A 5940-nucleotide genomic window follows, 5' to 3' on the forward strand; every position below is an offset into this window, starting at 1 on the left:
GAACGACGTTTATTGGAGTTGATCCGATGATGCTTGATTGGTCTGTAAACCCTGGTGCCGCGGCCTTGTCCGTATTGGCATCGGCGGCAGGGGTGAACCTCACCGCTCAGATTTCGTTGGTGGTGCTGGTGATCGCTCTCGGCCTTTCGTTTCTGCGTCTGGTGCTTGGGCCGTCGCTTCCCGATCGCGTCGTTGCGCTGGATCTGGTCGCGTCGCTGCTGGTCGGTCTGATTGCCGTCAGTGCGGTGGAAACCGGTGACGTGATTTTTCTGCGGGTGGCGATGGTGGTGGCGTTATTCAACTTTGTCGGGACGATCGGCTTTTGTTGGTATCTGCAACGAGGGACAGGCCAATGAATGACGTGGTGACGATCGTGCTGCTGATCACCGGCACCGCCTTTGCTTTGCTGGCGTCGGTTGCGGTGGTGCGAATGCCAGACCTGTACACACGCATGCACGGTGCGACCAAGAGTGCCACTCTGGGCGTCGGGTGCACAATTCTTGCCGCCGCTGTTCAATTCGCAGACATGGAAACGACGACCGTCGCCATTCTCGTCATCGGATTCATCTTCCTGACGACGCCGGTGGCCGCTCACATGATCGGACGCGCCGCCCACCAGCAAAACGTTCCGAAATGGAGCGGCACGGTCGTCGATGAATCACCGCTCGCGGATTCGGCAAACGAGGACCACGAAATGCGTTAGGGATCGCCTTCAAATGGGCGACCGTTTTAGCGGAACGGCGCGAGCGGGCTGTTGATTTAGTGAGCCGTCGGCGCTAGCCGCGGGCCTAGTGGTGACGACGTTGCCCTTGGAGGCCCGTGGCTAGCGCCATCGGCTCACGATTGTTTCGGTGACGACTAGATCGACAGCCCGCTCGCGCCGTTCCGCTAACTCATTCAGTGCCAAAGTAAGTGGCATTCGGCTAGCGCCATCGGATCACGATGTAATCACCGAAACTTGAGCACCACAAACTGTTTCAGAATCGCGGAGAGTGTTTCTTCGCGGGTTTCGAACGAACCGCTGTATCCGCGGCTATCGGTGAACCAGATCGCGACATTTCCCAATTCGCACGTTTCTCCATCGGACTCGAAGTGAAATGGGACACCCAACGGGTCGAGCGTGACGCTGGCGGGCAAGTTCACCTTGATCAGACCGTCGAGCGTCACCGGGTATTGGCCGAACTTCAGCTTGTACTTCGCCACCGCGGCGGCCGTTTGCGCGTGTCGGCGCTCGTTTGCGACTCGGGTGTAGACGGTCGCCAAGTAGTCCTTCGATTGACCCGGACTGTAGGATTGTTTGTAGGTGGGGATTTGGAGCGCCAGGTCCAACCCGGAGCCAGATTCGCGACGGAACGTCTCTTGCAATTTCATCACACGTTTCATCGCGTCAAACGTTCCGATCCCGCTGACACGTGAGAATGCTTCGTGGTGCTGGAGCCATTGGAGGCGCAGACTCGGGGCGAACGTTTTCGGCGTCGGATCACGACGCCACGTCTCGACCACTTCGCCACGCAGCAACCAAGGTGCCTGCGCCAGTGTGGTCGAGCGAATGCTGTTTTGCCACGCCTGATTCAAATCCGGTGACGCTTCGATCCGTTGAACGATTTCATCCAGTTCGGATTCACTCCAAATTCCCGTGGCGATCGATTGCGTGACCAATGGAAGGAGACGGAGCGAGACTTGGTCGGTGGGTCCAATACCCAGTCCCTGAAACAGTCGGAATGCTTCCATCGCCCGGTCGGTCTGCTTGTCACGGACCGCGCCGCGAAATTCCATCCGCAACAGTTCGGGCAATCCGCGGAAGTTGATCAGTCCGCTGGAATAGCTGTTGGGGTTCCCGAATTCGTTGGCGTACCAAATCGAGGCCTCGTTCAGATTGAGCTGTTTGATGATTTCCAGCAACGGTGCCGCTTCGGCCAAGTAGTCGTCCAGGTAGGTGTCGAGCGGGTGCTCTTCGTCGAGATTCTCAAAGAGGTCGTCCTGTTCGTCGAGCACTTCGAACAAAAGGTGATATTGTTCGTTGATCGCATTGACCGCACTGGCCAGTTCGCGACTCGAATGGGTGTGCTCCCTGCTCGTCCGATCCGCATAGTCGGCGGCCTGGGCGACCGGCGAATCGATCAGCTCCGGTGGAAAGGACTGCTCCAGCATCGGTCTGATCTTTGCCGCTTCGGCTTGCCAGGTTGCGGCTGCGGAGACGCAGAACAACAGCAGCGCGATCGGCGGAGTCATCGCCACTGCGATCATCGTTCGGTCTCGAAATGTTTTTCGCGAAGCACTCATGGTTGGGTCCTGATCTTTAATTCGACGTATTCCCAGTCTCGGCCCCAGAGCTGGCCGTATCCGTTGACGCGATCGACGGTCATCGTTTCGATCGCCGGCAGCGAACGCAGGTTGTCTCCGTAGCGACTGGTCTGGAACACGCCCCCGGTTTGATGAAGCTGGTGAAGTTTCCATCGCCAGCCGATGTCGTCGCTGCGGTTGGCCGCGGCGTCGATCCCTTCCAGCATGGCGGTGACCAAGGAGTCGTAGAAACGGGGTTGCATCCAACCGACGAGTCCCGGCGGCTGATGCTCCAGCACGGTCAGATGGTGATTCAGATAGCGTCCTTGATCGTCTTGGAAATTGTGTTGCCAGGTCACCACCACTGCACGGCGACGCGCGGCGGCTCGACTGGCCGGCGTTCCGATGGCATTCGTGGCCACTTGCACGGCAGGCTCGTCGGCTCGTTCGCCGGGCACGTCGTTTTGCAGCGTGTCGATCATCAGCACTTCCAAGCGATCAGTGATTTCCTGGCCCGAAAGCAACGTACTGCGACGGAGCGCCGGCAGCAGCGTTGCCGAGGCGTCCAGCCATTGGGCCATTTCGGACCACGCCGGATCGTCCTGTTGCTGTCGCCACTGGATTCGTGCCCGCATCATGTTTCCATGCCAGCGTGTGTACTCCCACGGACCGATGTGCGCAACCACATCCGTACCCGCGTTAGACTTCAGCGACGCAACGCTCTTCTGTGGATCCAGCTTGTATTGGCCTAGGTGGTCCTGCAGGTCCTTCATCTTGTCGCCCAGCGGGTCATGCCGAAACGCGAAGTCGTCCGCGAATCCGGTGACCGGCACGACGACAAATCGGGCGTTGCGCCCGGAATCACGCTGGGCTTCGCCGAGCAATTCCGCCCGCAGCGTTGGATCCATGGTGGGGACAGAGAGCAAGTGTGCGGCGGCAAAACCGATCGGCAACAACACGATCAACCCGACCACGCCGCTGCCGACCACGAACGTCAACGGTCGGTCGCCGGTGTCCATGTAACGCCGCATCATCACGAACGTTGCCACCATCGGAGCGAGCCCGCAGAGGATCAATCCGTAGATCGGGAAACCGAGTGAGACGTACGCGAACACCAACCAACCCGTCGTGATCAACGCAAGGATTGGGGCAAGAATGACGGACAAGATCAGCGTGCGGACAAACTGGCTGACCCACTGGGAGATCGAATAGATCCAAACGACGAACATCGAAATCGTCACCAGCGTTGGCAAGCCCGCGGCGAAGCTGGAAACACTATCCCGGTGAACGATTGTCAGATTCCAAAGTCCGTAAACCAACAGCGAGCAACACAGGATCGCAATCGGTACCGCATGCAGTGCGAAATACGTCTTGCCGGGAGAGACCCCGCGGTCGGCCAGGAAACGCACCCGCTCGGATGCCCCGTCGTGTTTGAACACACTGATTCCCAACCAGCAAACGGCCAAGGGCGCCAGCAATAACAGCCAAGGCAACAGTGCGATGATCCCGCGATACCGATCCACCGCCGCCAGTTGAACGGCGGCCAGGAAGCTGATCAGCAACATGCCGATCAAGATCGCCAGCATGCCTTTGGCCGAGTGAATCGATTGCCAAATGATCGGCGCGGTTTGAGTTCCGAACGTGGGCGCGATGGCATCGTTCGTTTCGCGCGCCGGAGAATGGGGCGAGACGTCCAACAGCGGCTTCACCGAGGGGGCTTCCGCGGCGCCCAGGGTTCGGATCGCGGCTCGATAGGTGATCGGAGTCACAATCACGATGCCCAGCAACGTGAATCCCAAGTTGATCCAATCCAGCTGCCCGGCCGCCATCGGGCGATTAGCAAACTCGGAGACCAGCGACGTCGCGATCAGCGGCGAGAACGCCAACGGAATCAATGCGATCAAGGAATAAAATTGATTCTTGATCCGCCAGGCGACATAAAAGCCTGCCAACAACACGAACAACGAATGCGAGATCCAAACCGGATAGCTGAACGGGTTTCCCGAATAACCGGTTTGACCGCCGATCGTCCAGTGCGACGTGTCGCGTTGACCGAGTTCAAAGACCAGAATCACCAGCAACGCGAACACCCACATCACGGCCAGGCCAATCATACCGACCAGCAATTTTGTCGAGGCGATCCGTTTGGATGAAATCGGCAGCAAGGCCAACCAGTCGATCGTGCGTTGAGAGCGTTCCTGGCCGACCAACAAGGGACCGGCGCCGGTCGCGAACAGCCCCGGGAACACCAGCATCGTCACTTCATGGGGCAGTTGCAGCCGGAGCCAACCCATCGCAGCGCCGAGGACTGCGTTGATGACGACGATTAACAACGAAACGATGGCCAGCAGTGCAACCAACGGTGCAAGCTGTCGAGTTTCTTTCCACCAGAACCACGCGGTCGAAGAAGCTTCGTGCCGCGTCGTCGTCAGTGCTGTGAGTGTTGCTTCGGTGCTCATTGGCAGATCAGTCGGAGGTGTTCCGCCTTGGGCCGGCGGTTGCATCAACCTGTGGACGCGAGTCCACGGGCGGTTCAAAGGGTTACTCGATCGGGTATCGCGGACGCGTCCGCGTTCCGGCGGATTTCAGCGAAGACGTCAAATCGACGCGGTCATCGCCGGTGCGGTTCGATGGGACGTGCAGGCGACAAAAATTTCTTCCAACGTCGCGACTCGGGTTCGGACTTCCGTGACGCCCGGGGTTTCCCGAAGCGCGTGAATCATTTCCGGTGACAAGTGTCGGACGAACAGTTGACGGGAGCGGCCCGACGTCTCTTCGGTCAACACTTCGGCCGGTTCCGGGGGCGGCGCGATCGATCGCAGTGGATCGTCGACGTCAATGACCACCTCGTGAATCGATTCGCGAAGCTCCGCAAGCGGACCGTGCAACCGGATTCGGCCGTGGTGCAGGATCGCAATCGTGTCGGCGACCCGCTCGACTTCGCTGATCTGATGGCTGGACAGGAAAACCGTGCGTCCCGTGGCGGCGCGGTCGATCATCGATTCCAGGAAGTTGCGACGTACTTTGGGATCAAGCCCGCTGGTGGGTTCGTCCAAAATCAACAACGACGGATCATGGGCCAGGGCGAGCGATAGGGCGACCTTGGCGCGTTGGCCCTTGGAAAGATGGCGGATCTTTTGTTCGGGGCGGATGTCGTAGCGACGGATCGACGCTTCATAGTTCGGCAAAAACGAGTCGTCGTAAAATGACGCCGTGAAGCCGCCGATCTGCGCGACCGTCATCCAGTCGTAGAGCGCCGGTGCGTCGGAGACGTAACCGATTTGACGCCGGACGCCTTGCGGGTCACGCAGCGGGTTGATGCCACATACCGTGCACGAGCCGCTGGTCGGTTTTTGGAATCCGGTTAGGATGCGAATCATCGTCGTCTTGCCGGCACCGTTTTCGCCCAACAGTGCAAACACCGTTCCCGGCTGAATTTCCAAGCTGACGCCCATCAGAGCGTCGCAGCGACGGAAGTGCATCGTCAGGGCGTCGGTGGTGATGACGGGTTCCATGGTCGTTTCGTTGGGTTCGGGAAGACGGTCAGTGGCTTGTGCTTGGCTACTCATTCTTCGGCTCCGCCGTTGTCACTCGGCTCGGTCGACGACACCAAGACGGCCGGCTCGGTGTCGACCAACTGCCGCAAGTGATCGTCCA

Annotated in this window: 5 protein-coding genes; 2 read left to right on the forward strand and 3 right to left on the reverse strand. The window is 59.3% G+C overall.

What is annotated here, in order from left to right; genetic code table 11:
• The coding region (locus ABX749_RS18755) for a monovalent cation/H+ antiporter complex subunit F (RefSeq protein WP_372897304.1) at positions 1-356 on the forward strand (356 nt) is incomplete at its 5' end.
• Positions 353-703 carry a monovalent cation/H(+) antiporter subunit G gene (mnhG, locus tag ABX749_RS18760; RefSeq protein ID WP_145217027.1) on the forward strand — a complete coding sequence of 117 codons (351 nt, stop codon included), beginning with the start codon at positions 353-355 and terminating at the stop codon, positions 701-703. The genes ABX749_RS18755 and mnhG, both read left to right, overlap by 4 nt.
• Before the next feature lie 245 nt (positions 704-948).
• Here the strand turns inward: mnhG and ABX749_RS18765 are convergent, their stop codons facing one another.
• The 3 genes from ABX749_RS18765 to ABX749_RS18775 all read right to left on the reverse strand — a co-directional run bounded on the left by ABX749_RS18765 (position 949) and on the right by ABX749_RS18775 (position 5798).
• Complete coding sequence (locus tag ABX749_RS18765) at positions 949-2283, reverse strand: hypothetical protein (protein WP_372897305.1); 1335 nt, start codon at positions 2281-2283, stop codon at positions 949-951.
• Positions 2280-4742: a hypothetical protein gene (locus tag ABX749_RS18770; RefSeq protein ID WP_372897306.1), complete on the reverse strand. Its 2463-nt coding sequence runs from the start codon at positions 4740-4742 to the stop codon at positions 2280-2282. The genes ABX749_RS18765 and ABX749_RS18770 overlap by 4 nt, the downstream gene beginning before the upstream one ends.
• Positions 4743-4880: 138 nt before the next feature.
• Complete coding sequence (locus ABX749_RS18775) at positions 4881-5798, reverse strand: ABC transporter ATP-binding protein (RefSeq protein ID WP_372897307.1); 918 nt, start codon at positions 5796-5798, stop codon at positions 4881-4883.
• Between the last annotated feature and the right edge of the window lie 142 nt (positions 5799-5940).

The organism is Stieleria sp. (genome assembly GCF_041595215.1).
GTDB lineage: Bacteria > Planctomycetota > Planctomycetia > Pirellulales > Pirellulaceae > Stieleria > Stieleria magnilauensis.

Excerpts from the sequence above, each read along its gene's own strand:
- ABX749_RS18765 (WP_372897305.1), bottom strand. The coding sequence starts at position 2,283 with ATGAGTGCTTCGCGAAAAACATTTCGAGACCGAACGATGATCGCAGTG.
- ABX749_RS18775 (WP_372897307.1), bottom strand. The coding sequence starts at position 5,798 with ATGGAACCCGTCATCACCACCGACGCCCTGACGATGCACTTCCGTCGC.
- ABX749_RS18770 (WP_372897306.1), bottom strand. The coding sequence starts at position 4,742 with ATGAGCACCGAAGCAACACTCACAGCACTGACGACGACGCGGCACGAA.
- mnhG (WP_145217027.1), top strand. The coding sequence starts at position 353 with ATGAATGACGTGGTGACGATCGTGCTGCTGATCACCGGCACCGCCTTT.